Source organism: Vibrio sp. 1641 (genome assembly GCF_033339995.1).
GTDB classification, from domain to species: Bacteria; Pseudomonadota; Gammaproteobacteria; order Enterobacterales; family Vibrionaceae; genus Vibrio; species Vibrio alginolyticus.
Window position 1 is genome coordinate 549,322 of record NZ_JAWOVP010000001.1, and the last position, 26,871, is coordinate 576,192.

General features: G+C 44.4%; 20 protein-coding genes. 12 read left to right on the forward strand and 8 right to left on the reverse strand.

The features are described 5' to 3' along the window. Positions 1–92: 92 nt before the first annotated feature. Positions 93–1,169 (forward strand): nickel/cobalt efflux protein RcnA, encoded by a 1,077-nt coding sequence (locus R7Z47_RS02495; RefSeq protein WP_213969312.1) that lies wholly within the window; start codon positions 93–95, stop codon positions 1,167–1,169. A gap of 549 nt (positions 1,170–1,718) precedes the next feature. Further along, positions 1,719–3,278 carry a methyl-accepting chemotaxis protein gene (locus tag R7Z47_RS02500; protein ID WP_017635256.1) on the forward strand — a complete coding sequence of 520 codons (1,560 nt, stop codon included), beginning with the start codon at positions 1,719–1,721 and terminating at the stop codon, positions 3,276–3,278. 147 nt (positions 3,279–3,425) lie between these two features. Here R7Z47_RS02500 and R7Z47_RS02505 read toward each other — a convergent pair whose 3' ends face one another. Then, a complete protein-coding gene (locus R7Z47_RS02505; protein WP_262606523.1) occupies positions 3,426–4,325 on the reverse strand; it encodes a LysR family transcriptional regulator in 900 nt (299 codons plus the stop codon). Positions 4,326–4,466: 141 nt separating this feature from the next. On the opposite strand from R7Z47_RS02505, the gene accD reads away from it, so the two are divergent. Then, on the forward strand, positions 4,467–5,330 hold the full coding sequence (accD, locus tag R7Z47_RS02510; protein ID WP_193837195.1) for an acetyl-CoA carboxylase, carboxyltransferase subunit beta: 864 nt from the start codon (positions 4,467–4,469) through the stop codon (positions 5,328–5,330). 31 nt (positions 5,331–5,361) lie between these two features. On the opposite strand, the gene R7Z47_RS02515 is transcribed toward accD, so the two are convergent. Then, a complete protein-coding gene (locus R7Z47_RS02515) occupies positions 5,362–6,339 on the reverse strand; it encodes a hypothetical protein (protein ID WP_151515396.1) in 978 nt (325 codons plus the stop codon). 448 nt (positions 6,340–6,787) lie between these two features. Between R7Z47_RS02515 and R7Z47_RS02520 the strand changes: the two genes are divergently transcribed. Next, positions 6,788–9,214: a M9 family metallopeptidase gene (locus R7Z47_RS02520; protein WP_262606522.1), complete on the forward strand. Its 2,427-nt coding sequence runs from the start codon at positions 6,788–6,790 to the stop codon at positions 9,212–9,214. Between the two features lie 282 nt (positions 9,215–9,496). Beyond that, the gene (locus tag R7Z47_RS02525) at positions 9,497–9,727 is read left to right on the forward strand and encodes a PAS factor family protein (protein WP_005375384.1); all 231 of its coding nucleotides are present in this window, start codon (positions 9,497–9,499) and stop codon (positions 9,725–9,727) included. Between the two features lie 77 nt (positions 9,728–9,804). On the opposite strand, the gene R7Z47_RS02530 is transcribed toward R7Z47_RS02525, so the two are convergent. Next, the gene (locus tag R7Z47_RS02530; protein ID WP_042521541.1) at positions 9,805–10,182 is read right to left on the reverse strand and encodes a carboxymuconolactone decarboxylase family protein; all 378 of its coding nucleotides are present in this window, start codon (positions 10,180–10,182) and stop codon (positions 9,805–9,807) included. A gap of 58 nt (positions 10,183–10,240) precedes the next feature. Then, the gene (locus tag R7Z47_RS02535) at positions 10,241–10,597 is read right to left on the reverse strand and encodes a MerR family transcriptional regulator (protein ID WP_239945595.1); all 357 of its coding nucleotides are present in this window, start codon (positions 10,595–10,597) and stop codon (positions 10,241–10,243) included. 519 nt (positions 10,598–11,116) lie between these two features. On the opposite strand from R7Z47_RS02535, the gene R7Z47_RS02540 reads away from it, so the two are divergent. Continuing rightward, positions 11,117–12,466 carry an alpha-amylase family protein gene (locus R7Z47_RS02540; RefSeq protein WP_318129799.1) on the forward strand — a complete coding sequence of 450 codons (1,350 nt, stop codon included), beginning with the start codon at positions 11,117–11,119 and terminating at the stop codon, positions 12,464–12,466. A 108-nt stretch (positions 12,467–12,574) separates the two neighbouring features. On the opposite strand, the gene R7Z47_RS02545 is transcribed toward R7Z47_RS02540, so the two are convergent. Continuing rightward, positions 12,575–12,868 carry an ArsR/SmtB family transcription factor gene (locus R7Z47_RS02545; protein WP_005375388.1) on the reverse strand — a complete coding sequence of 98 codons (294 nt, stop codon included), beginning with the start codon at positions 12,866–12,868 and terminating at the stop codon, positions 12,575–12,577. A gap of 245 nt (positions 12,869–13,113) precedes the next feature. Between R7Z47_RS02545 and R7Z47_RS02550 the strand changes: the two genes are divergently transcribed. Further along, positions 13,114–13,407 carry a hypothetical protein gene (locus R7Z47_RS02550; RefSeq protein ID WP_005375389.1) on the forward strand — a complete coding sequence of 98 codons (294 nt, stop codon included), beginning with the start codon at positions 13,114–13,116 and terminating at the stop codon, positions 13,405–13,407. 92 nt (positions 13,408–13,499) lie between these two features. Here R7Z47_RS02550 and R7Z47_RS02555 read toward each other — a convergent pair whose 3' ends face one another. The 3 genes from R7Z47_RS02555 to R7Z47_RS02565 all read right to left on the reverse strand — a co-directional run bounded on the left by R7Z47_RS02555 (position 13,500) and on the right by R7Z47_RS02565 (position 16,670). Beyond that, positions 13,500–15,464: a monovalent cation:proton antiporter-2 (CPA2) family protein gene (locus tag R7Z47_RS02555; RefSeq protein WP_005375390.1), complete on the reverse strand. Its 1,965-nt coding sequence runs from the start codon at positions 15,462–15,464 to the stop codon at positions 13,500–13,502. After that, positions 15,461–16,078 (reverse strand): NAD(P)H-dependent oxidoreductase, encoded by a 618-nt coding sequence (locus R7Z47_RS02560; RefSeq protein ID WP_005375391.1) that lies wholly within the window; start codon positions 16,076–16,078, stop codon positions 15,461–15,463. The genes R7Z47_RS02555 and R7Z47_RS02560 overlap by 4 nt, the downstream gene beginning before the upstream one ends. A gap of 166 nt (positions 16,079–16,244) precedes the next feature. Further along, positions 16,245–16,670, reverse strand: a complete 426-nt coding sequence (locus tag R7Z47_RS02565) for a universal stress protein (protein WP_005375398.1) — start codon at positions 16,668–16,670, stop codon at positions 16,245–16,247. A 445-nt stretch (positions 16,671–17,115) separates the two neighbouring features. Here R7Z47_RS02565 and R7Z47_RS02570 point away from each other — a divergent pair, with 445 nt between their 5' ends. From R7Z47_RS02570 to vmeQ, 5 genes are all read left to right on the forward strand, one after another. Next, on the forward strand, positions 17,116–18,687 hold the full coding sequence (locus R7Z47_RS02570; protein WP_137283091.1) for an ATP-binding cassette domain-containing protein: 1,572 nt from the start codon (positions 17,116–17,118) through the stop codon (positions 18,685–18,687). A gap of 206 nt (positions 18,688–18,893) precedes the next feature. Continuing rightward, entirely contained in the window at positions 18,894–21,053 is a 2,160-nt protein-coding gene (locus R7Z47_RS02575; protein ID WP_258480878.1) for a prolyl oligopeptidase family serine peptidase, read from the forward strand. A 527-nt stretch (positions 21,054–21,580) separates the two neighbouring features. Continuing rightward, complete coding sequence (locus R7Z47_RS02580) at positions 21,581–22,372, forward strand: hypothetical protein (protein WP_262606521.1); 792 nt, start codon at positions 21,581–21,583, stop codon at positions 22,370–22,372. Between the two features lie 90 nt (positions 22,373–22,462). Next, entirely contained in the window at positions 22,463–23,605 is a 1,143-nt protein-coding gene (vmeP, locus tag R7Z47_RS02585; protein WP_005385108.1) for an efflux RND transporter periplasmic adaptor subunit VmeP, read from the forward strand. 10 nt (positions 23,606–23,615) lie between these two features. After that, entirely contained in the window at positions 23,616–26,756 is a 3,141-nt protein-coding gene (gene vmeQ, locus R7Z47_RS02590; protein WP_170893349.1) for an efflux RND transporter permease subunit VmeQ, read from the forward strand. Positions 26,757–26,871 lie beyond the last annotated feature (115 nt).

The following is a 26,871-nucleotide window of genomic DNA, read 5'->3' on the forward strand; positions in this document are numbered from 1 at the left end:
AATGTAGCACTCAATTTATACTGGGGGGTAGTATTTAATACTAGGGGGGAGTATAGTTTGCGATAAATTAGAATCAACAACAGAGAACAACAATGGATTTTGTCGCGTTACTACAACAAGGTAATGGGTGGTTCTTTATTCCCAGTGCCATTTTGCTTGGCGCTTTGCATGGTTTAGAACCTGGGCACTCTAAAACGATGATGGCGGCGTTCATTGTCGCGGTGAAAGGAACGGTCAAACAAGCCGTGATGCTGGGTTTAGCTGCCACACTTTCTCACACTGTAATTGTATGGTTAATCGCTGTTGGCGGGATGTATATTAGCCAGAAATTCACCGCTGAAGCGGCTGAACCATGGATGCAACTTATGTCTGGGGTCATTATCGTGACAACCGGCGTATGGATGTTTTGGCGGACATGGAGCGATGAGCGAGCTTGGAACAAAGCTCAGGATCATGCTCGCGATTGGACGACGCAAGTTGTGGATACAGGACATGGGCATGTTTCGCTTTCGATTACAGAGGAAGGGGAGCATCACCGTTTCCAGTTGCGAACACTCAGCGGTAAACCTTTAACTGCTGAAGGTATCAAGGTTTCGGTATCGAGTGATGGTTATCAACCTGCTGATATCTATCACTTTATAGAGCGTGATGGATACTTGGAATCGGCGTCTTGCATTGAAGTCTCTAATGGACTTTCTGTCACTTTGATCATCGGGCACCATGATCATACCCATGACTTTGATGTACATTTCCGTTCTAGTTCTCATTTAGAAAGCGAAGATAAGGAATATCAAGATGCTCACGAACGCGCTCACGCTTTAGACATTCAAAAACGCTTTGAGAATCGAGACGTGACGAATGGGCAAATTCTGCTGTTTGGATTAACGGGCGGTTTGATTCCATGCCCTGCTGCGGTAACGGTTTTGCTTATCTGTTTGCAGCTTAAGGCAATGACTCTTGGTGCGACTTTAGTTGTGTCATTCAGTATTGGCTTAGCCTTGACTCTGGTTGCTGTTGGCGTTGTGGCAGCAGTGGGCGTGCAAAAAGCGACATCTAAATGGAGCGGTTTGAATGATGTTGCACGTCGAGCTCCTTACTTATCGGGCGTCTTGATCAGTGCAGTTGGTTTATACATGGGTATGCATGGATACATATCGCTGACGAGTTAAACTCTGTGGTAAAGATTTTTTTCCTTTCTTTTTTTATGGGCAATGGCTTCATGCCTTGGTTTGCATATTTTGCTGCCGATTCTTGATTGAGAATCACTCGATCTGACATCGCTGCCATATCTACAAACCAAGTCATTCTCGCTTCACCAAGCATCTCGGATTACAACCGCTGCGATTGTGGCTCTAATATCTGAACCTGAGATACTAAATGATAAAACGGGAGCACTGACCACAGCGCTCCCGACGGCAAAACGCTAATTAGCACTCTTTTCTTTAATGTTCGATACCAATTTGGTCGCATAGTTAAATTTAACTATGCAAACGTTTCCTTTTGCGTACTCGTCCCTTCGCCAAACCTCGTAGAAATGTGACGTTTTGAAGACTTTTTTTCCTTCTGTCTAAAGTAATCGGGAACCAAGCAGATACATAGTTATAAAGTTATGTCTTGCTCTGCCAAACAGACCCAAAATGCAGTTTGGTTGGTTTTGGAGAAGAAAGGCTTAGCGCTCGATTAATGAGCATCAATTGAATTGTATTGAGACAATTATAATGAAAAGAATCATCTTATTAGCAGTCTGCGCCATGTTTGGTATTGCTGTCGTGGCGAGTATGGCATCAACGTACCTAATTTCGAGTCAGAAAATCGATGACATCATCTTAAACAAATCCCAAGTTCAAGCTGAGTTTCTAGCGGGAAATGCGAGTTATATTTTGGAGAACTCAGCCAATCCAATGCAAGATTTACAATCGCTTGTTGAGGGGCTGAAACAACGTTCAGACGTGAGTTATGCCGTTGTAATTGACCGTAACGTAACGGCAGTAGCCCACAGTGATAAGCACAAGCTGAACAAAACCTATAACGATGAATATACTGTTGAAGGCGCGACGAGAGGTGTTCAACAGTACTCAAAGTGGTATGCCGATGTCCAGAAAGTATGGGTGTTTGACATCATGGCACCAATTTATGTGGATGGTCAGTTATACGGTACTTTTGATATCGGTATTCCTATTACCGAAGTGAGCCAAGCGACAAATGGAATTATTACTTACCAGTTGATCTCTATGGTGGCGATCTTCGTTATGTGTGTTTTGATTCTGTCACTTCTGCTAAATAAACTGATGAGACCGCTTTCTGCGCTTAAAGACGCTCTACAAGACATCTCAAAAGGAGACGGAGACTTAACCGTTCGTTTGCCAGCGAAAGGTAATGACGAAGTCGCGCAAATTTCTTCTGCTTTCAACGTTTTTGTTGGGAAAGTACATGAGATTATTACACAAGTTGTAAATACTGGTGTGGAGCTTAATAGTTCAGCTGTCGCTTTGCGTGGGCAATCTCAACAAGCGCTCACAAGAGGGCAAGAGCAGAACGAGCAAACCATGCTGGTTGTCACATCCATGAACGAAATGATTGCGACGGTCAATGAAATTGCCTCCAATGCTGCCGGAGCGGCAAATGCTGCGAGTGCAGCAAGTAATGAAGCGCAAGATGGCTACACGACGCTAGAAAGAACCAAAACGGCGATGACTAATCTTGAAAACGAGATGAACAGCACTTCCAACATTATCGTGAGTCTTGCTGAAAATACTCAGTCGATTGGTAGTATTCTAGAGGTGATTAGAGGTATTTCGGAGCAAACCAATCTATTGGCTCTCAATGCGGCTATCGAAGCGGCACGCGCTGGTGATGCCGGCCGAGGTTTTGCAGTAGTCGCTGATGAAGTTCGCAACCTAGCGACTAAAACGGCTCATTCTACCGATGAAATTGACAATATGATTCACCAGCTACAAACTGAAGCTCAAAGTGCGGTGAATTCAATGAGTAATAGTAAGACTCTTATTGAAGAAGGAACGGCAGAAACTGAGTTAGCTCGACAGGCTTTAGAAGCAATAGCTGCACAAGTGACGACTATTTCAGATATCAATACTCAAGTAGCAACCGCAACAGAACAGCAATCAACGGTAGCAAACGAAATTAATATGAACATGGATACCGTCAGCCACTCAGTGAAAAGTGCGCTAACAGCGAGTGAGCAACTAGAAGAATCAAGTCAACAACTCGCGGAGCTATCGCGAACACTCGATCGTCACGTAGGAGCGTTTAGAATCTAAACGCCAACTGACCCTCTTTAATAAAAGCCAGTAAATGTTAATTGCTGGCTTTTTTATTTGAAAAAATCGAGTCTCAAATCGCTTAGCGGTGTTTGTCCTTTCTAGACGATAAAACAGAATACGATAAATTAGTTGAGTAAAGCTTAGCTAGGCGTTGAGTTTTGCGTTTTGCTTTAAATGTTCAACAAACATAGATATTTTCTTAGCTACATGTTTTCTTGACGAGTAAAAGGCGTAAAGCACTAAATCCTCAGGTTCGTACTCTAGAGTGACGATTTCTAGCTCACCATTTTTGATCTCATTTTGGCATGACTCAATTGGCAATATTGCGTATCCAAGCCCTAATAACGCGCCATATCTGGCGAGATGACCGCTGTTTACTTTGAGTGAAGATTGCACAGTTTGAGTAATATGGCCCCCAACAGGGTTTCTGAATACCCATGGTGCACCATTTACTGCGGTAAGCGTCGTGATGCAGGGAACATGACTTAGATCCGTAATTTTGTAAGGGGTGGCGTATTTCTCAATTAGTTGAGGCGCGGCTAAAATGGCACTGGGCCAGCGTTTTATCTCTCTCGCCACCCAGTTACTGTCTGACAAAGTCCCTCTATGAAAACTCAAAATGACATCAAAGCTGTCAATAACATCATCTTTAGGGTTTAGCGTTGTATCGCAAGACAAAGAGATTGACGGGTATTGCGTGCAAAAGGTGACAACCGCTTTGGCCAGTACAGGTGTGTCTGGCATAAGAATTCGCAGTTCCCCTGTTACCGTGTGCGAGTGGCGCGTTACCGTTTCTAGTGCGGCGTTGAGTTGCTCCAATAACGGACGAGTGCTGCTATAGAGCTCTTCTCCAGCCTCGGTAGGCGTCATTCGCCTTGTTGTTCTATTGAACAACCTAATGTTTAACTTTTCTTCAAGCAGGGCAATGTGTCGGCTGATATTTGATGTTGGTATATTCAAACACTCAGCGGCTCGCTTAAAGCTGTTGTTCTCATAAACACAGTGAAAACTTTTTAACCAGATTTGGTCAACGTTATCAAACATTTCATTATCCCACTTTATTGGATTATCAAGCCAGCATATCGCACTTTATCCCTGTACTAAGTTACATACAATTTTATTTACAAGTTTAAGCGAACAAACAACGAGATATCGCGCTAGAACGTAATCAATAGTGGTGAATTTATGAGCTGGTTAGAACGGTTATTTGAGAATAAAAATATAATAGGTTCGCGCAAAGCGTCTATCCCTGAGGGAGTTTGGACAAAGTGTCCTGAGTGTGAACAAATACTTTATCGTGCCGCGTTAAAAGAAAATTTGGAAGTATGCCCTAAATGCTCATATCACATGAGAATGGCTGCGCGTCAAAGGTTGATCTCTTTTCTGGACTATGGAACACAACAAGAGTTGGCAAGTGAGTTGGAGCCACAAGATATTTTGGGTTTTAAAGACTTAAAGCGATATAAAGAGCGAATTGCTTTAGCACAGAAAACGACTGGAGAAAAAGATGCGTTGGTGGTGATGGAGGGCAAGTTATTGGGGCTGCCTGTTGTTGCGTGTGCATTCGAATTCTCTTTCATGGCAGGCTCGATGGGCGCAGTGGTTGGCGAGAAGTTTGTCCGAGCAGTTGAAAGCGCAATTAATACAAAATCTGGGTTAGTATGTTTTTCCGCTTGCGGAGGGGCGCGCATGCAAGAGTCTTTGGTGGCACTCATGCAAATGTCAAAAACCAGCGCCGCGTTAAACCACTTATCTGAGCACAGATTACCCTATATCTCAGTATTGACGGACCAAACTTATGGTGGCGTCTCGGCGAGTTTAGCGATGTTAGGAGACATCAATATTGGTGAACCTAAAGCAAGTATTGGCTTTGCGGGAAGACGGGTCATTGAGCAAACGGTACGTGAAAAGCTACCAGACGAGTTTCAGCGAAGTGAATTTTTACTAGCGCATGGTGCGCTAGATATGATTGTCGATAGACGTGAAATGCGCGATCGCGTTGGCCGCTTACTGGCTAAGTTAACCAACGCGAGGGTGGTCTCAGAATAGGTTGTATTAAAGTTAGACTTAGTACTTGCGTTTATTGAGCCGTAATCATTACAAACCGTTCATTTTGCCCCCATCTTGGTTCCGCATTCATTAGGCTGAGATCCAACGCCGTTTGGTATGGGTCAACAGCAAAATGGTCGCTTACTAACCCCCAGAGCATCCAGTTGATTGCGGTTTCATTCTCGGTAAGCTCTTCGAGTGGCGCTTGGAGGAAAAAGTACTCATCTTCGCCATCGTAACCGAGCCGATCATAGATAATGTTGCGTAGCTCTCGATCCAAATCATGTTGGAGGTTGATTGAGTCGTACAGTTGCTCTTCTGTTGGGCCATTCTCATGGTGATAAACATTGCGTTTTGACTCTTTGTGTAAAGTACCTGCGCCAGTTTCAATGCTTACTTTCTTTTGCGAGTGTTGCTCAAGAACTTGAATGATTTCATCCTCTAGTTGATCGAGTTTAATCAGCAAAACTTGATTGTTTATGTCACCAGCGGGGGAGGCCATCGTTTGGAAGGCTTTCACTCTCTCGTAGACTGCTTTCCCGTGAGGAAGGGCTGCAAAACACTGTTCTTGGAGCGCTTCATTGGCTTGCCAAATGCCCGAGTAGAGCTCGTAATCATGTGTATATGGTGGAAGCTCTTCAGTATCTTCCCCTAATAATTCTCGCCAGCGCTTTTGCCACTGTTCTTCTTTTGCGTGTTTTACACGCGCGTATTGCTTAACCCAGCGGTTACGAAGTTTTACCCCAAAAATGGCAAGTCCCCATGGAGCGAGCAAATAAAAATAATAGTGAGAAGAGTTATCCCAAAAGTAACCGTAAACGTAAACACCAAAAGCAAGCACCCAAGTTCCAATAGTACAAGCAATAACCCCGGACATTATTGATGATTGGCGCTTTGTTTCTCTTAATGTATTACCTTCAGCACATAACCAAAAAATGCCGCCAAAAACAAAGGCAAATGTTGTCATGAAGTAGGCAATCCCCGTTCCCAAAAATCCCCAAAGTGACATGTATTATCCCTAGCCAAATATCTGCTTAATTCACTCATCAATGACTCGAGGAGTAAATGTGTTTGATTTGGCGGAGAATTTACCATTAATGCCAACCTTTTGATATGCACTCGATGACTTATTGGGAATGAGTCACAAATAAAAATAGATGGTATCAAGCATCAAAATTTAATTTAGAACCTTTGATTTTCGTGAACTCTATCTGGAAGAGTTAAGAGGGGCGTTTAAGGGCAATTTTCCTCATGAAGTCGTTATTTAGAAAAAGGTAACTTAATGTTTTTATTGATAATTGTGAGTTTTTTGGGAGTGGGATTGCTCCCATTTAATTAGAGTAAAAGACCTATTTTTGGGAGCGGTTTCATAAATTTTATGACACTGATTTCACTGTTTGAGCTGTAAAGAATATAAATCCCCACTCAATGTATGTTAATAATCAATGAGTGTTGTTATGTCTCATATCCGTTTTTTCCCGCGCCATCGTTTGGCGCTTGCTTGTATGCTAGCGAGTGTGTCTGGCTTCTCTTTTGCACAAAATCAGTGTGCTGTTGCTGATTTACAACAATCGCGAGATCTGGCTACTGCCGTTTCTGGTGCTGAGTATGATTGCTACCACGCTTGGTTTTCAGCACCTTCAGAAACGCTGAATGATATCTATAGTGAAGCGAGCCTAAGCCGTATCCAAGTCGCTCTGGATCAAGAAATCGCTCGCTATCGTGGTGAAGCAGATCAAGCCCGTGTTCTAGAGAACTTAGGCGAATTTGTTCGAGCGGCCTACTACGTTCGCTACAACGCTGGTACTGGTACACCTGAGTTTTCGCAAGCGTTGAGTCAGCGTTTTGCTCAGTCGACGAACCTATTCCTAAACAACCCTCATGCTTTGGATCAGGGTCGTGAACAAGTTGGTGCAATGAAGAGCCTGACTTTGATGGTTGATAACGTTAAGCAGTTGCCGCTGACCATGGATAGCATGATGGCCGCGTTGATGCACTTTAATCGTGAAACCGCGCAGGACACGCAATGGGTCGATGGTTTGAACAACTTGTTCCGCTCTATGGCAGGCCATGCGGCGAACGATGCGTTCTACCGATACATGGCAAACAATACACACCATATTGATACGTTGGTGAAATTTGCATCTGATAATGCTTGGGCATTAGATACGGATGCAAGCTTTATCGTTTTCAATGCATTACGTGAAACTGGTCGTTTGCTCGCGAGCCCAGATCAGGAGACCAAACGCAAAGCATTGGCAGTAATGCAACAGGTGATGCAGCGTTATCCACTGGGTAGTGAGCATGACAAACTATGGCTTGCTGCCGTTGAAATGATGAGCTACTACGCACCAGAAGGCCTAAATGGTCTGAATATTGAGCAAGCCAAGCAAGATTTAGCTGCACGTGTAATGCCAAATCGTTTTGAATGTCAGGGACCTGCCATTATTCGCTCTGAAGATCTGACCGATGCTCAAGCAGCGAAAGCGTGTGAAGTGCTAGCGGCAAAAGAAGCCGACTTCCATCGAGTTGCGAATACGGGTAATCAACCTGTCGCTGATGATTTGAATGATCGTGTTGAAGTGGCGGTATTCGCGAGTAACGCTAGTTACGTTGATTACTCTTCATTCCTATTTGGTAATACAACGGACAACGGTGGTCAGTACCTAGAAGGTGACCCTTCAAAAGCGGACAATACTGCGCGTTTCGTCGCTTATCGCTACGCGAATGGTGAAGATCTCTCTATCTTGAACCTAGAACATGAATACACGCACTATTTAGATGCACGATTTAACCAATACGGTTCGTTCAGCGATAACTTGGCTCATGGTCATATTGTTTGGTGGCTAGAAGGTTTTGCTGAATATATGCATTACAAGCAAGGTTACCAAGCTGCGATTGAGCTGATTGCAGATGGTAAACTGAGCCTTTCCACTGTGTTTGATACCACGTACTCTCACGATACCAATCGTATCTATCGTTGGGGTTATCTAGCTGTTCGATTCATGTTAGAAAATCATCCACAAGACGTCGAAAGCTTGTTGGCATTGTCGCGCTCTGGCCAGTTCGAACAATGGGCACAGCAGGTGACGTCTTTAGGTCAACAATACGATGCTGAGTTTGAACGTTGGTTGGACACATTAAAAGTGGAACCTGAGCAACCTGATACAGACCCAGAAGAGCCAACAGAGCCAACAAGCCCTGAAGCACAAGTGACTGAATTGACGGCGAACCAAAGCCTTCAGCTCAGTGGCGAAGCATACAGCGAAAAATTGTTCTATGTTGATGTTCCAGCCAACACCGTTAACTTCAATGTATCTATTGAGGGTGCGGGTGATGCGGATCTTTACATGAGCTACAACAAAGTCGCGCATTACTATGATTTCGAAATGAGTCAATATGCTGATGGCAGCAATGAAGAGATTGTTTTTGAACCAGAGCAAGATGGTTACGTTAAAGCGGGTCGTTACTACATCAGCTTAACTGGACGTGATAGCTATGACTCAGTGAATCTTGTGGCTGCGTTAGAAGTGGAAGCGCAAACACCGCCAACCCAAGTGCAAGATGATTTAGCACCTGTGGTATTAGAGTCTGGTGAAGCCAAAATGCTTACCGTTCACAAGCAGCGTTATGCAGCAGTTTATGTGCCTGAAGGTGTTGAAGAGGTTCGTGTATGGCTAACGGCTCACTCTCAAACTGGTAATGTCGATCTATACGCGAGTAGGGAGCATTGGCCTACAGTAGAGCAGCACGAGTATGCGTCCAACTATGCAGGCAGCAATGAATACCTTGCGATTCCTGTTACTGAAGCAGGGTACGTGCACTTCGCTCTTCAGGCTCCAGAGCAAGGTGATGAAGTTGAAATGCTAGTGCACTTCAACTAAACAGGTTCGATTAGCTAAAGTCGAGATAAAACGTCGCTGATACAGCGACGTTTTTGTTTATATCGGACACGATTATAAACAAACAGCGGCGAATGCTAGTTAATCGGCTGATCTATCGAGTTATCAGTTGCCCTTTTTCTGAACGGCTTTAGGTTTGTATTGCAATTTACCGCGCACATAAACTTTTTTAGCGACGCGTTCTGTGACCTAGCTTCTGATTTGTGCTTCCCAAATGGATACAATATATATGCACCCCGTGCAATAAAGTGAAAAGGGAAAGACATGAAAACGCTTATTTATGAAACGTTGATTAGCCTTGCTAACCAAGAACCAGAACAACATGCAAGAATCCGACAAAATCTCTATGAACAGTTGGATCTGCCGTTCGATAAGCAGCTGGCTTTGTATTCTTGTGCCCTTGGTCCTGCAAGTTCAGGCAAGTTGGAGAGCAGTCAAGGCATTAACAACGCGGTAGATTGCGCGGTTAAACTGCTTGAAACTCCTGAGCGCTAATTCACTCGTTGTTTTAATCACGGCCCGATCCCCAAGGGCCGTTTTTAATTGCGGTTAAATTGATTTCAACGTCGTTATTACTCTGCTCTTTCCGCTAGCACTTCTTTGAATGCAAACATGCCGTTTAATGCCGCGGGAAACCCTGCGTAGACGGACATCTGCAAAATGATCTCTTTAATCTCATCCTCGCTACAGCCTACATTCAGCGCTGCATTTAAGTGCACTTTTAGTTGCGGCGCGCAATTCCCCATTGCCGTTAGCGCGGCGACGGTTGCGATTTCTCTCGATTTTAGGTCTAAGCCCGGGCGAGCATAAATATCGCCAAACGGATACTCAATGGTGTACTGAGCTAAATCTGGACAAATATCTTGTAAGCTTTCGATGACATTATGACCAGCGTCGCCATCAATTTGAGAGAGTAGTTCTAATCCTTTGTTAAAGCGTGATTGTTCCATTGGTATGTTCCTAGTGAATAAACGTAAACACACCTTAATCGTTAGAGTTAACTCTAAGTCAACGAACTTTTCCGCTTTTATACAAGGCAATTTTTTCTTCTAGAGCCGATAAGTGCTTTTTCTGCTGATCAATGTGGCGTTTGAGGTTTTCTTGGTGTTGTTCTAACAGAGCTTGACGTTGTGGTACAGATAGAGAGCCGACTTCCCTTAATTTGGCATACTCTAGAATCTCTTCAAGTGGCATTGCAGTGTCTTTTAAACGCTTAACAAAGCTTATCCAGTTTAGATCTTTCGAACTATACATTCGATGTCCACTCGCGTTTCTATGGACATGTTTAAGTAAACCGATTTTTTCATAGTATCGAAGTGTATGAGCAGATAGCCCGACGAGGTCAGAAAATTCTTTGATATTCATTATTATCCTCCAAGGTAGAGCATACCCCATAGAGATAAGCTAAGTTTCGCATTTTGAAGTCATTTCGGGACAGATACAAACAGAAATCTTTAGTCTTTTAACGCTAGGTATGGTGATTTACTGGATTTTTGAAACGCGCCAAACGTGATCCATCTGCCAGTTTCGTTTTATTAACAATTGATTACTCAACGGGTTGGCTTGGCTATTTTTATCCTTTGGGCCTATTTTAGGGCGTACGTAGGTCTTATGTTGCATCTTTTTTGATTGATATTTTGCTAAATAAAACAATGCCTTAGGTTTGTTCTGGGCTGTTTGGGGTGTATGTTGTGTGCCCGTTATTCACTCAGAACGATTTATCGCTGTGCAATGGATGAGTCGCTACGCCTTCGATTTCAGCCTTGAGTTAGTGCTAAAAGGGTGAGTGCCTCTGATGAATAGCTTTTATAATTTCGATTATTGAATTCACTCACAAAAAAATGCAAACAAGTAATCGTGAGTGGAAACGAGCAGGAGAACAACATGAGTGGCTCACAGGAAACACAATCATTCGGTGCAAACGTTATCTTACATGCGTTTGATTGGAAGTATGCTGACATTGCCCAACGAGCAAAAGAAATCCGCGAGCTTGGTTATGGCTCTGTGTTGGTTTCGCCACCAATGAAAAGCGCACACGATGAGCGCTGGTGGCAGCGTTATCAACCACAAGATTATCGTGTTATCGATAATGCCTTGGGTGATACCAAAGATTTTATTCATATGGTTCGTGAACTGGAGCAAGTTGGTGTGTGGGTTTATGCCGACGTAGTGTTTAACCATATGGCAAACGAGGCCCACCTTCGCAGAGACCTTCAGTACCCAAGACAAGAGGTCTTGGAGGAATACCAGAACAACAAGCAGAAATATCAGTCGCTAACGTTGTTTGGCGATCTATCTCAACCACTTTTTGATGAAGAGGACTTTGTTGAAGCATTCGGCATCAAAGACTGGAAAGATAAGTGGCAGGTTCAAAACGGACGTATCACAGGTGGACCAACCGATCCTGGCTTGCCAACTCTTCGTGTTTGTGACCATGTCGTTGAGCAGCAGCGAGCGTACCTAAAGGCGCTGAAAGCTATTGGTGTGAAAGGTTTTCGTATTGACGCTGCGAAACACATGACGTTAGAGCATCTTAAGCGTGTTTGGACAGACGACATCATGCGGGATGTGCATATATTTGGTGAAATTATTACCGATGGCGGTGCGACGGAAGAAGAGTATCAGCTGTTTCTTGAGCCGTATCTACAGGAAACTCGCCTAGGTGCGTACGATTTCCCTTTGTTCTCAACCATGTTTAAGGCGTTTGCTAAAAAGGGCAGCTTCAAGTCTCTGATTGATCCCTATTGTTTTGGTCAGGCTTTGTCCCCCGGTCGTGCGATTACATTTGCTATCACACATGATATTCCTAACAATGATGTCTTTCTTGATCTCATCATGGACGAGGAAAACGAATGGTTAGCTTATGCCTATATTCTAGGCCGAGATGGCGGTGTGCCGTTGATTTATACCGACTTAAACACCAGCGGTATTAAAGGTAAAAATGGTCAGCCAAGGTGGCAAGGTGCATGGAGCGATCCGAGAATGGCAAAAATGATCCAGTTCCATAATATGACGCATGGCGAGCCGATGAGTGTTCTTGAAGGTAACGATGACATGCTCGTACTTAAGCGAGGTGACAAAGGTATTGTGGTGCTTAATAAATCACAGCGTCAACAGTCTTTGACATTAAAAACGGATGGCAATTGGGTTGATTTGATGACAGAACAAATCATTCCAACTGACGGTAAGTTAATCGTACCATCTAAGTCGTCGATGTTACTTGTCGCGAACTAGAAGATGTACACACCGAGCTTAGCAACTTCGGTGTGTATGTTTTTCATCGTCATTCACGTTCTGCTGAAGTTCAATAGAAACTCAAACTCTCTCGTTTTTGCTAGAAATTTATGAGCACTCGTTAACGCAACATTCTGCTTTTAAAAAACCAATTACGTCATCTAAGCACTGATACTCTGCAACACAAAAAAGGGTTCTACCCTCGCGGCGCTGGGTGAGAAGACCAGCTGAAGCAAGGCTCGAGATATGATGAGAGAGAGTGGATGCTGGAATGCCAAGCTTTTCTTGTACGCCGCCTACCGCGATACCTTTGTATCCCGCTTTGACGACTTCTTTGTAAATACTTAAACGAGTCGGATGCCCTAACTCTTTTAGTGCTTTAGCAACGGCTTCAAGCTCCATACTGACCTCTAAAGAATGACCACAGTAATTTTGTTTCGATAATAGGGAAAGTCTCAGTAAATGCCAACTATTACGATCTCAGAACAATTTAAATCAGATGAGATTCATACTGGCTCATGCCTTCATGACAACAATTGTCTGTTCTAATGAGACAGATCAATCTTCATTATTATTTCACGCCACGTTCAAAATCCCTCGTCTACACTCAATGTTGAGTTGTCAGTTGGCAGACCAAGGAGGCGGCCATGATTGCGGTTCATAGAGATTATTGTTTGTCTAACAGTTCGGAGTTACATGCCCACGTTAAAGTCAATCCTGTCGGTAAATTAGAAGTTGAGATTGTTGAACTTCAAGAGCGCCACACCACAGAGTTTGATGATTTGTCTTTTGAGAGTCGTGGGTGTGAAACTCGAATCTGTGGTAAAGAAGACACAACTCCGTGGCAGTTCAATCTTGCAGTTACTGATGCGTTAGAGCTTTCTCATTTAGTGGAAGAAGCAAACGAAGAGTATGAGATTTTAATGAATGATCTTATGTAATATCGAGAAGATCATTTTATCCTGCACGGCGTGTGGCTCTGTACTGAAAAAATAAAAACCTCCCAAGCGGGAGGTTTTTAATATGGAGTGCGTTATCGTTGGATAGGCTCTTCTCTTGGTGGTGTTAGCTCTTGGACGTTATCTTCATTAAAGTCATCGGCGTAACCTTTAGGTGGCGGTGTCCAACCACGTTCTGACCGCGATAGTTTGTCATGACGATCTTTTTGCATCTCTTCCGCCATTTTCTCCTCTAACTGAATAAACAGTTGTCGGAAATTGTTGTCATAGCGTTCACCTTCAGAATCATCTTCCCAAGCTTTGTAGAGTATTTCTGACTTACGTGCTTCAACACGCTTATATGTCGCCTTCTGTTGTTCAACAAAGAAGGGGTGAATGCCAAGTGCTTTCATTGTGTGACCGCCCATCTCCAATGCAGAATGGTAGGTCTCTGATTCAATAATATCAGCTCCCGCTTGACGCAAAAGATAGCCATGTCCACGGTCAAAGGCACGTGCAATCACTGTTACTTTTGGGTACGTGTGCTTAACGTACTTCACCAGTTCTACACTCGATTCTTGGTTATCAATCGCCACAACCAACGCAGCGGCGTGCTCAATGCCGGCTGTATGTAGCATATCTGGTCGAGTCGCGTCGCCAAAATAGGCGCGAGTGCCAATCTGGCGCATGTTATCGACTTGGTCAGATTGATGGTCAAGTACCACGGTAGTCACGCCGTTTGATACCAATAGGCGATTCACTATTTGTCCAAAGCGGCCGATGCCGGCGATGATCACCGTGCCTGTTTCCTCAATCGTATCGCTTTCGCGTTCATTTGACTGGCTTTCAAAGCGCGGCAGAATCACTCTATCAAACAGAATAAACAAACCTGGTGTCAGGAACATCGAAATCGCAACCACTAACGCAAGAGTTTGTGAAAGTTCAAATGGGATGACGTGGTTTTGCACTGAAAAGCTTAGAAGCACAAAGCCGAATTCACCTGCTTGAGCCAAGCTTAGGGTAAACAGCCAGCGGTTGCTTCCTTTCACCCTAAATATCAGTGCAAGAATAAACAGCACCAAGGCTTTCAAAACCATCACGCCAATGGTCAATGCCATGACCAACCAGAAATCACCAAAAAGGACCGAGAAGTTGATCCCTGCGCCAACGGTAATAAAGAACAGACCTAACAATAGGCCTTTAAATGGTTCGATATTGGATTCTAACTCGTGGCGGAATTCACTGTTCGCCAATACAACGCCAGCCAAGAAGGTTCCTAAGGCAGGAGATAAGCCCACTAAACTCATCAGTGCAGCGATACCAATGACAAGCATGAGTGCAGTTGCGGTAAAGATTTCTCGCAAACCAGAGCTAGCCACATAATTGAGCAGCGGTCGACTTAAAAAGTGTCCACCAACGACGACGATTGCAATCGATGCTGTGATTACGATGCCGTATGCCCAGCCGGGCAACCCCGCAACGAGGCTTAATTCTTCATGGTGCGCTGCGGCTGTTTGTGCTGCGGACTGTGCCTGTTCAATTAATTCAGGTAAGGCCAATAGGGGAATGAACGCCAACATTGGTATCACTGCAATATCTTGAAAAAGCAACACGGAGAAAGCGTTTTGTCCACCTTCCGTCTTCGTTAATCCTTTTTCGCTAAAAGTTTGCAAAACAATCGCAGTAGAAGAGAGGGCGAAGATCAAACCTATGGCTAAGGCTATGGTCCAAGGCTGGTCAAAGTATAAGGCAATACCCATAATCGCCGCGACGGTACCGCCGACTTGCAGACCTCCTAAGCCCATTAAGCGATTGCGCATCGCCCACAACATTTTGGGTTCGAGCTCTAAGCCAACGAGAAACAGCATCATCACCACGCCAAACTCGGCAAAGTGCTGGATTGTTGTTGTTTCTTCACCGACTAAACCGATAATTGGGCCAATGACCACACCTGCGATGAGATAGCCTAAAACGGACCCAAGTCCCAAACGCTTAGCAAGTGGGACTGCAATTACAGCAGCAATCAAATATACGAAGGCTTGTAAGAATATCCCTGTCATGAAGCCTCCTTAATGAGCTCTGGCAATGCGCTGTTAAGCTTGATTAATGACGCCGCAGCTTCAACATCCAACCTATCTTCGACTAAAGCTGTTAGCAGGCTCTTGTACCGCTCAACATGACGAGGGATTCGCCCTTCTTCATCTGCTGTACGTGCGCCAAACATCGCGAGAGGGGCAATGTAGTTCATGCCGGTCAGTGCGGACATTTGTTCAATAGGCGCAAGCAGTTGACGAATCGTAAAGTGGTTGTAGCCCTCTGCCTTATAAGCTTCTTCTTTGCCCCCTGCAGACAGCACACAAAGCATGGTCTTGCCTTGCAGTGCTGTGCCATCTGTACCGTAAGCAAAGCCATATTCCAAAACCAGATCTTGCCACTCTTTTAAAATCGCAGGCGTTGAATACCAATATAGTGGGAATTGGAAAATCACCACGTCATGCTCACGTAAGCGTTGCTGCTCACGGTCGATATTAATATCGAAACGAGGGTATTCGCCATAGAGATCAACACATGTCACGCCTTCAATTTTTTGAGCTTCTTTGAAAAGTGGAGTATTCACTTCTGAACGATGCTGGGAAGGATGAGCAAAGAGAATGAGTACTTTTTTATTTGCCATAGGGATCCTTGCTATCTAAATAACCATGCCCAGTAGGAGCGCGGGTTGGTTAGAAAATGTAACTCATAAATGATCGCCAAGCTAGTTTGGAAAACTGTTTAAGCTGTTTCAATATCAATAAAAAACCACCAAATAAATTGGTGGTTTTGGGAAGTGTTACGTTTTACTAATCATGAATAGGGACGACTAGAATATCCACCGGTGACTTGTTAATTAAGTGTCTGGAGTAAGAAATAATCTTGCTCCAGAAATCTTGGTGGTGGCCACAAATCAGAAGATCCACTTCTTGCTCTTTAATGGTGACCTCTAATTTATCAGCTAAGTCGCCAGTACCTACGAAGAAATGTTTAAGTGGGTAATCCATGTAATCACTAAATGTTTTTAAACATTCCATTGAATGCTCATTCAACGGCCTTTGATCCGGGTTTTCTTTAATGTCTACAAGCTCACGATAGATTTCTCCGTGCGTACCATCAATATGAATAAAGGAGATATCGGAGTCGAGATAGTTTGCCATTGATACCGCTCTGTCGATAAGCACGGTGCTTTCATCTGACAGTTCGAGTGCAACAAGGATATGTTTGTATTTCATAACCACGCCCTTATGTGGATTATCTTTACCCTAAGCATAGTATGGCTTGGATAAAAATTGTGTTGCTAAGATCTCGAAATTGTTCAAAGACTTGTTAAAAAGTTAATGTGATATAACAACTTACTGTGAAACTTTCTTTTTGTTCACATTTGGTTAGAAAGCTTGCTTTTTGAACAAAAAAGCGGCTACACTCTGTGCATCATTTCTCTAGGAGATTACGCCAACATGAAGAACTAAACCTGTCATCCATATTTTTACTTATTTTTTGGATCTGCAGGGTTAGTAGGCGTAGCTCACTTTCCGATATTTCTTTGCAACAAGACGACTTTTTGATTTGACGTATATCGTCGAGCTTTACATAGAGCTTAATGCGTTTGTGCACGCGTTTTGTTGCCATTTCAAATCATAGCTACGGCTGTTGTCCCTGTCATACAGGAGGCAAATTATGCCAGTTTTACAAGCTTTTAATGTTAGCCATCAGTTTGATAATGGCGATACGCTATTCCAGTCTATTTCTTGTTCCATGACTAAACGACGTGTTGGTTTGGTTGGGCGCAATGGCATCGGCAAGTCGCTTTTGGCTTCCATTTTGGCGGGCGAAACTCAGCCTGCCAGCGGTGTTGTGACTGCTCCCTCTTCTTTCATGATGTATCGCCAGCAGCCGTCTGATCTGCTTTCAGGTCAGCAATCGATCGCCCAGTTTCTGGGCAAAGATGCGGTCTTGCATGCTTTAAAGCAGATTGAACAAGGTGATGTTTCTGAACATTGGTTCGAACTGGTTGGCGAGCAGTGGGATATTGAATTAAAACTCAAACAGCAGCTCGCTGCGATGGGATTACCGCAAGATCCTGATTTCTCTTGTGCTCGGCTCAGTGGTGGTCAGTTGGCGCGTTTGCAGTTATGGCAGTTATTTGAAAACGAAACGGAGCTTTTGATTCTCGATGAACCATCCAATCACCTCGATACCGAGGCGAAACAATGGTTGATAGAGTCTATGACGCACTTCAGCGGCGCGATTTTACTCATCAGTCACGATCGTGAGCTGCTGCGAGAGATGGAGGAAATTTGGGAGCTATCGGGCCTAGGTTTACAGGCTTTTGGTGGAAATTACGATGTGTACGCCGAGAAAAAACGCACTGAACTGCAAGCGGTCGAGAGGCAGTTAGCGCAAGTCGATAAACAGAAAAAACGGTTAGCCGAGCAAGCCCAGAAAAATCGCGAAAAAGCAGACCAACGCGCCGCGCAAGGGAACAAACTGCGCAAAGACGGCAGTCAGCCCAAAATTTTGCTTGATGGAAAAAAGGATAGCGCGACCGCCAGTGCCTCAAATCGCAATAAGAATGAGCAACTCAGACAAGCGCATTTACAAGCCAAAGAACAGGCGTTGCAATCGCGACATGAGCAGCTCAAGGCGCAAAAGTTTTATCTTACAGATAATCCGAACCGTTCGCGAAAAGTATTGTCGATACAAGAAGGTATATTACCTTTTGGGAATTCTACACCTATCACGTTGCAGATTTTTGCGAACGACAAAGTCCATCTCAAAGGGAAAAATGGCTGCGGAAAATCAACCTTGTTAAAGGCATTGCTTGGCGAGTTATCGTTGCAGAGTGGTGAGTTGCAAGTGAATACGTCTTTGTATTATCTCGACCAACATTTTGGCGCAGTGAATCCAAATCTTTCGTTACTTGAAAACGTAATGGAGAGCTGCCAAGAGATGACGGAAAGTGAAGCGAGGACCTTATTGGCCGGGATCGGTTTTCGTCGAGATGCTGTGTTTCGGTTGGGGCGCCTACTGAGCGGTGGCGAGAAGATGAAGCTCGCGATGCTGATAGTCAGCCACCAAAACTCTCAGCCTTTGCTGCTGCTTGATGAGCCAGATAATCATCTCGATCTGGAGTCAAAAATAATGCTTAGTCAGGCGTTAAATGTATACAAAGGTGGATTTGTTCTGATTAGTCACGACCAAGATTTCGCTTCTGAGTCTGGGGTTTTGCGCCAAATCGAGCTGACTTAGACGAAAGAGAGTAAACGTCATCGTAGCTCTTCAGTATTGTTCCCAAGTTCTACACTTCCACTTACTAGTTTGTAGAACTGGAAGGAAATGAGGGAGTTAGGATGGCTTTCACAACTCGTTTAATGAAATTAGATTCATTTTGTCGATATATAGTAGAGTTCTGATGTATTGCACAAAAAGACAACAGAAAAATAAAAAGGAATTTCATGAAAAAGAACACCCTAGCACTCACAACGGCTCTCGCACTCGGAAGTGTGTTGTCTGTGGCGTATGCAAATGAAGCGGCGCAATCGTCGGTTGAACAGGTAACCCCGAAAACCATCACGTATCCAACCACACAAAAAGTGGATGTTGTCGATGACTACTTTGGTACAAAAGTGAGTGATCCTTATCGCTGGTTGGAAGACGATCTCAGCCCAGAAACCGCAGAATGGGTTAAGGCACAAAATGCAGTGACGTTTGATTATCTGTCGAAAATCCCTTACCGCGAGCAGATTGAAGAGCGCATCACTAAGCTCATGGACTACGAAAAGCAAAGCCAACCGTTCAAAGAGGGTAAGTTCACTTACTTCTACAAAAATGACGGGTTACAGAACCAAGATGTGCTTTATCGGCAGTTAGGTGATGGCGAAGCAGAAATTTTCCTCGATCCAAATACTTTTAGTGAAGATGGCACCACATCGTTAGCGGGAGTGAGCTTTTCACGAGATGGATCTTTGGTTGCATACAGCATTTCGGAAGGCGGTAGCGATTGGCGCAAAGTCATTGTGTTAGACACAGAAACCAAAAAGCCCGTCGGTGAAACGCTGGTGGATATTAAGTTCAGTGGCATCAGTTGGCTCGGCAATCAAGGCTTCTATTACTCAAGTTATGACAAGCCAAAAGGGAGTGAACTTTCCGCGAAGACAGACCAACACAAGCTCTACTTTCATAAACTAGGGACGAAACAAAGTGAAGACCAATTAATTTTCGGTGGTGTAAAGGACGAAAAGTATCGCTACGTTGGGGGTTACACGTCGGAAGATGAACGCTACTTGTTTATCTCAGCCAGCGTATCGACGTCGGGCAACAAACTGTTCTTCAAAGACCTGAGTAAGCCAAATAGCCCGCTGAAAACCATTTTAGATAACACCAGTTCTGATACTTGGGTGATAGACAACCAAGGCACGAAACTGTACTTGGTTACGAACCTTAATGCGCCGAACAAACGCGTCGTGACGGTGGATGCAAGTCAGCCGCAGCCCAAAAACTGGAAAGATTTGATTCCTGAAACAAAGAACGTGTTACGTGTTTCTACCGCGGGTGGCAATTTGTTTGCGAGCTATATTGTTGATGCGATCTCGATGGTGAAGCAATACGACATGAACGGCAAACTCATCCGAGAAATCAAATTGCCTGATATTGGCAGCGCATACGGTTTCTCGGGGAAAAAAGAAGAAACCGAAGTCTACTACTCTTTCACCAACTACAAGATGCCAAGCACTACCTATCGTCTGAACATCAAAGATGGTGATAGCGAGGTGTACTACAAATCTAAAGCGCCATTTGACCCTGTTTTGTATGAATCTCGCCAGGTGTTTTACACCTCAAAAGACGGAACAAAAGTGCCGATGATCATCACCTATAAAAAAGGGACACCGATGGACGGCAGTGCACCAACCATCCTATATGGTTATGGCGGTTTCAACATTAGCCTCACGCCATCTTTTAGCCCGACACGTGCGGCTTGGTTAGAGCTTGGTGGTGTTTACGCGGTAGCGAACATTCGTGGTGGTGGGGAATATGGCAAAGAATGGCACAACGCTGGCATTCAAATGCAAAAGCAAAATGTGTTTGATGACTTTATTGCTGCGGCTGAATTCCTAATTGATGAAAAGGTAACGTCATCAAACAAGTTAGCCATTAACGGTGGATCGAATGGTGGCTTGTTAGTAGGGGCCGTTATGACGCAACGTCCAGAGCTGTTTAAAGTGGCGCTGCCAGCAGTCGGCGTACTGGATATGCTGCGTTACCATACTTTTACCGCAGGTGCTGGTTGGGCGTATGACTACGGCACGGCAGAGCAAAGTAAAGAGATATTCCAATATCTGAAAAGTTATTCGCCGGTACACAATGTAAAAGCAGGGGTGGAATACCCAGCAACATTGATTACAACGGGTGATCATGATGACCGTGTTGTTCCTGCTCACTCATACAAATTTGCTGCTGAGTTGCAATCGAAGCAAGCGGGTTCAAATCCGACCTTAATTCGCATCGAAACCAATGCAGGACATGGTGCAGGCACACCAACGCGTAAAATAATTGAGACAAATGCAGATATTTATAGTTTTGCACTGTTCAATATGGGAATAGAGAAACTGCAATAGTGCGAATTGTTTGCGTTTTAGTTATCGAAACGCATCGGCGCTTTATCGCTCGATAATAAAAGGGAATCACAGAGAGTGATTCCCTTTTATTTATTATAGGCCTACTATTCTAATCTGATGCTAGGCTAATCAAACTAAGGTTTTTTAAATTATTATAATGTTCTAATTAATCTGAAGAGTGTTGTACGGTCGAAATGAAACATTGATCGCGATCACCTAAATCCATTGCACTCTCTATTTATATGGTAAAATTAATTAATCATTCGTTCTAATGATAATTGAATTTTCATAAGTTTTAATATTTCCTTCTTCATTGTTATTACCAAATTTCAAGTTATATAAGATATAAGTAGCGGTGATTGAACTTTTACGATGCTTTATTTTATTTTAATTAAAACGTCGAATGTTTCGTCATTATTGAATTTGCTTTGATAATTTATGTTATCCAAAGCGAGTTGTGTTGCTTGCTATTTATGATGACCTCATGACGTGAATAATTTTATAATCATTAAAATGGATACAGTTTTATGAATTTAGTGAAACCGTCTGTTGCCATTGTGGTTGCAGCCCTACAACTCGCGTCTTCTGCCTATGCGCAGACAAACAATAACGAAGAACTTCAAGATATGTCTGACCCACTTGCGGTATACACCCAAGCTGGCTTTGGTATTACTGATAAAGGTGCGAACATCAAAATCGGTCAAACTTACCAATCTAGCCAGCCTGGTACCATGGCGATGAACATCATTGAAATGAAAGGCATTGGTGGTGAGCTATTTGGCATTCGCGACAATGACGATCCAATATATGCCAACGTTGATGACAGCATTGACTCTTTCCGACTACGTAATTTCCAAGTAGAAGTCGCAAAAGGTCTAGGCCGTCAATTAGATGTAAACTACGACGTTGATAACGATAAATTAGATGCATCTTATAGCTTTATTCAAGGTCTACCTAAGTTTGGTATGTTGCAGCTATTTCCTTTAGCTGGTGCGGGTGTCACTATTGCTAATGATTTTAGTGGTGATGACAAAGGTTATGAAATTCCAGGTACTTTCACTGTTGTGGGTATGTACACAAAAATTGAATTAACCGATAAAATCTGGATTAACTACAACCCAATGTATATGCATACGTTGTCAGGGTCTAGTCAATATAAAGATACTTATTATGCGGGTGAAGATAATATCTTGACTCATGAGTTTGCGTTGTCTTATCAAATTAATCCTCGCGCAAATATTCGTTACTTTGCAAACTGGAATGAGCACGTTAATTTCGGTGATGGTGATCACCGCATCGAATTTAACTACCAATTCTAACTCCCTCGTTTATTTCCAGAATGGAAAGTGTGTTTATCCATATATTTAAATATTTAGGCCAAAGCACTTTCTACATAAAGTAGGTTTATCATGAAAGCCAAATATAAATTTGCGTTGGTATCTATTGCTATATCTTCTGCATTACTATCAGGATGCAAAACTGGCGATATCGTAACGAAAACAGCCCAAGCACCCTCTGTTGAAACCGTTACCCTAACCGAAACAAAAATCACTCCTTATCATAATTTTATCGGTCGAACTGAAGCGGTAAATGACGTTGATATTATGCCGCGAGTCGGTGGCGAATTAACCGCGATTCATTTTAAAGATGGCGATATGGTCGAAAAAGGCCAATTGTTGTTTGAAATCGACGACCGTCCTTACAAAGCGGCACTGGCGTATGCAAAAGCGTCGTTGCAAAAAGCAAAAGCGCAACTCGTTCAAACTACGCGTGATGCAGAACGTGTGAAGAAACTCATCAAAGATAAAAGCATCAGTGAGCAGCAATACGATGACGCCATTGCCGCGCAAGCCGCAGCGATTGCTTCGGTAGAAGAGGCGAAGGCGACGCTGGTTTCAGCAAGGCTCGATCTTGAATTTAGCTCTGTGCGTGCTCCTTTCTCTGGTCGCGTGGGTTTCAGCAACTTCCGAGTGGGTGACCGTATTTCGAAAATTCAACTCGTTCCTCTTGTTTCGATCACTCAAGTAGACCCAATTCACTTTGGCTTTGATGTGGATGAGAAGCTCTACCGCCGCGTAAGAAGTGCGATTGATGTAGCTCATCGTAACGATGACAAACTGGATGTTGATTTAACACTGACGCTTTCAGACGGTTCATTGTATCCGCTTGATGGCAAGATCTACGCCGTTGGCAATAAGATCGATTTAGAAACAGGCTCAATTCGAGCAGAAGCACAATTCGATAATCCAACTTACGCGCTTATGCCGGGTGAATATGGCAACTTGACCATCAAGCTGCGCAACAAAACCATTGATGGTTTGCTTATCCCATCGGCGGCTGTTCAACAAGACCAAGCGGGTGACTACGTCATGGTGGTTGGTGATGATCACGTGGTGTCTCGTCGTAACGTTGAACTCGGTCAGACCTACGGTGTGAAACGTGCTGTGCTGACTGGTTTGGCGGCTAACGAAAAAGTCATCGTCAATGGTCTACAAAAAGTGCGTCCGGGTGCAACGGTGAAAGACGTTGAGCTACAGAGTGAACAAGGCTGAGTGAGTACTGATGTTAAGTAAATTTTTCATTCACCGGCCGAAGTTTGCTTTGGTGATCTCACTGGCGATGACATTGATGGGTATGATCGCCCTGAAAGTCTTGCCAATTTCTGAGTATCCTCAAATCTCTCCAACGGTAATTACGGTGAGCACCATGTATCCGGGTGCAAACGCGGACGTGGTTAAAAAGACCGTAGCACAACCGATAGAAGCCAAAGTCAACGGCGTTGAAGACATGATTTACATGTCTTCTGTGATTGGTAACGATGGCTCATACACATTGCGTATTTACTTCCGAGTGGGCGCAGATGGCGATATGGCGCAGGTTCGTGTGAACAACTTGGTGGCACAGGCGACGTCGTCTCTACCACAAGAAGTAAACCAAATCGGTGTGACGGTTAAGAAGAAATCTTCCGACATGCTGGGCGTTATCACACTGCGTTCTCCGAAACAGTCTCACGACAGTATCTACCTTTCTAACTACGCGGATCTCAATATTGTCGAGCGTCTAAAACGTATCGAAGGTATGAGTGACATTACGCTTCTGGGTAAGAAAGACTACTCAATGCGAATTTGGTTGAACCCAAATAAACTGGCTACCTTGAAGCTTTCTGCTAGCGACGTTATTGGCGCAATTAAAACGCAAAACATCCAAGTGGCGGCGGGTAAGATCGGTGGTATGCCAGCTCCAGATGATCAGCAATATCAATATGTTTTGCAAACTAAAGGTCGACTCACTTCTGCGGAAGAGTTCGAGAACATCATCATTCGTGCGAGCAAGAAAGGTTCTTTGATTCGCTTGAAAGATGTGGCTCGTGTGGAAGTTGGTGCACAAGGTTACGAAGCTGATGGTCGTATGAATAACGAACCAGCCGCCGTTCTGGCCTTGTACCAGTTACCGACCGCGAACGCGCTAGACGTGATGGAACGCGTGAAAGAGGCCATGACAGAGTACGAAAAATCGTTTCCTGATGATTTGGTCTATGACATCGCTTATGACTCTACTGAATACGTAGAGACGTCGATTGATGAAGTTTACGAGACGCTGGTGATTGCGGTACTTCTTGTCACCTTCGTTGTGTACGTTTTCTTGCAGAACTGGCGAGCGACCATCATTCCAACCTTAGCGATTCCGGTTTCCATCATTGCGACGTTCGCAATCATGGGCGTGATGGGCATGACCATTAACACGATCTCGTTGTTTGGCTTGATCCTCGCCATCGGTATCGTGGTGGACGATGCGATCATCGTGGTAGAGAACGTGGAGCGGGTTATCCATGAAGAGCATTTAGACCCGATTCCGGCCACGATCCAAGCTATGAAAGAAGTGACGGGGCCAGTATTGGCAACAACGCTTATTTTGTTGGCGGTATTCGTACCGGTTGCGCTATTGCCGGGTATTTCCGGTCGAATGTTCAACCAGTTCGCAGTCACCATCTGTGTGTCGGTGCTGATCTCTGCGATCAACGCATTAACGTTAACGCCAGCGCTTTGTGCGTTGATGTTGAAATCTACTCACTCGCAACCTATTGCGCCTTTGCGTGCGTTTAACCGCGGTTTTGAAGCAATAACACGTAAATACCAAGGTTTAGTTGGCTTCTTGAGCCGTCGTATTGTGCTGAGTATCGGTGTGTATGGCGCGCTTATTGCGGTGCTGGCATTTGCGTTCATGACCGTACCTTCTTCTTTCGTTCCGAACGAAGACAAAGGCGTGTTCATGGTCGAAATGCGTTTGCCAGACGCTGCAGCACTGCAGCGTACTGCACCATTAATGAAGAAGTACGTTGATGAGCTAAAACAGATGGAAGGTGTGGAGAACGTGGTTTCGGTTGCGGGCTTCTCGGTAATTAACATGGCGTCGATTCCAAACTCGGGCATGTTGATCATCAAACTGGATAACTGGAGCAAACGTAAAGACCCTGAACTACACCAACGCGCATTGATGAATAAAGTTAACCAAATGCTGAACTCAACGCCAGATGCCGCTTCGTTCGTTTTCGCGACGCCGGCAATCAAAGGTATGGGTGCGGTGGATGGTTTCAACCTTGTGCTGCAGGACAACTTGGGCCGTTCTCCACAAGAGTTGGCAAAAACAACCGCTGATTTTGTTGCCCAAATCAACCAACTGCCTGAAGTGGCACGTGCGTTCTCGATTTTCCGTGCGAATATTCCGCAACGTTACATCGATATTGATCGCGATAAAGCGATTTCGATGGGCGTACCGTTGAATGAAATCTTCAGCACACTGCAAGCACAGTTGGGCGGTGCCTACATTTCTGACTTCAACTTGTTTGGTCGTTCGTACCAAGTGAAAGTGCAAGCAGAAGAGCAATACCGTGACAACATCGACGACATCAACCATCTGTTTGTTCGCTCAAGCTCTGGAAAAATGGTGTCACTGGCAACACTAGTGAAAGTGAAGCCGATCTTTGGCCCTGATACCTTGTCGAACTACAACATGTTCAGTTCTGCAACCGTGAACGGTGCGCCAGCGCCAGGTTACAGCTCGGGTGATGTTGTAAAAGCCATTGAAAAACTGGCTGCGGAATCTTTGCCAAGTGGTTACTCATACGAGTGGTCAGGCATGACTTACCAAGAGATGAAAGCAGGCAACATGGCACCAATCGCGTTCGCATTGTCTTTGCTGTTCACCTACTTGTTCTTGGTGGCCCAGTACGAAAGTTGGACCATTCCTGCTGCGGTAATGATGGCGGTTCCAGTCGCGATTCTCGGCGCAATGGGAACGCTACTGCTGGTAGGACAACCGTTCGATTTGTACGTTCAGATTGGTGTGGTCATCTTGATCGGTATGTCCGCCAAAGTGGCGATTCTTATTGTGGAATTTGCCAAAGTTCTGCGAGAAGAAAAGGGCTTATCCATCATTGATGCTGCCAAAGAAGCTGCTCGAATCCGTTTCCGTGCAGTACAGATGACCGCATTCGCCTTCATCTGGGGGGTATTCCCGTTGGTGATTGCATCGGGTGCCGGTGCGGCATCTCGTCACTCACTGGGCTTTGCGGTATTCGGCGGCATGATTCTCTCTACGTTTGTTGGCACGTTACTGACGCCAGTGTTCTTCGTGATGATGCAATCTCTGCGCGAGAAGTTTAAGCGAAAGAAACCCACTGAACTTGAGGTGAGCGAGCAATAACGCTGATTTTAACTGACTGACTCCACAACACCCCCACGCTGTGTGCGATTGGCCAATGCCTTTCATTGATATACAACCACCGTCGCAGCGTGGGTTCCCCTAACAATAATAGGTT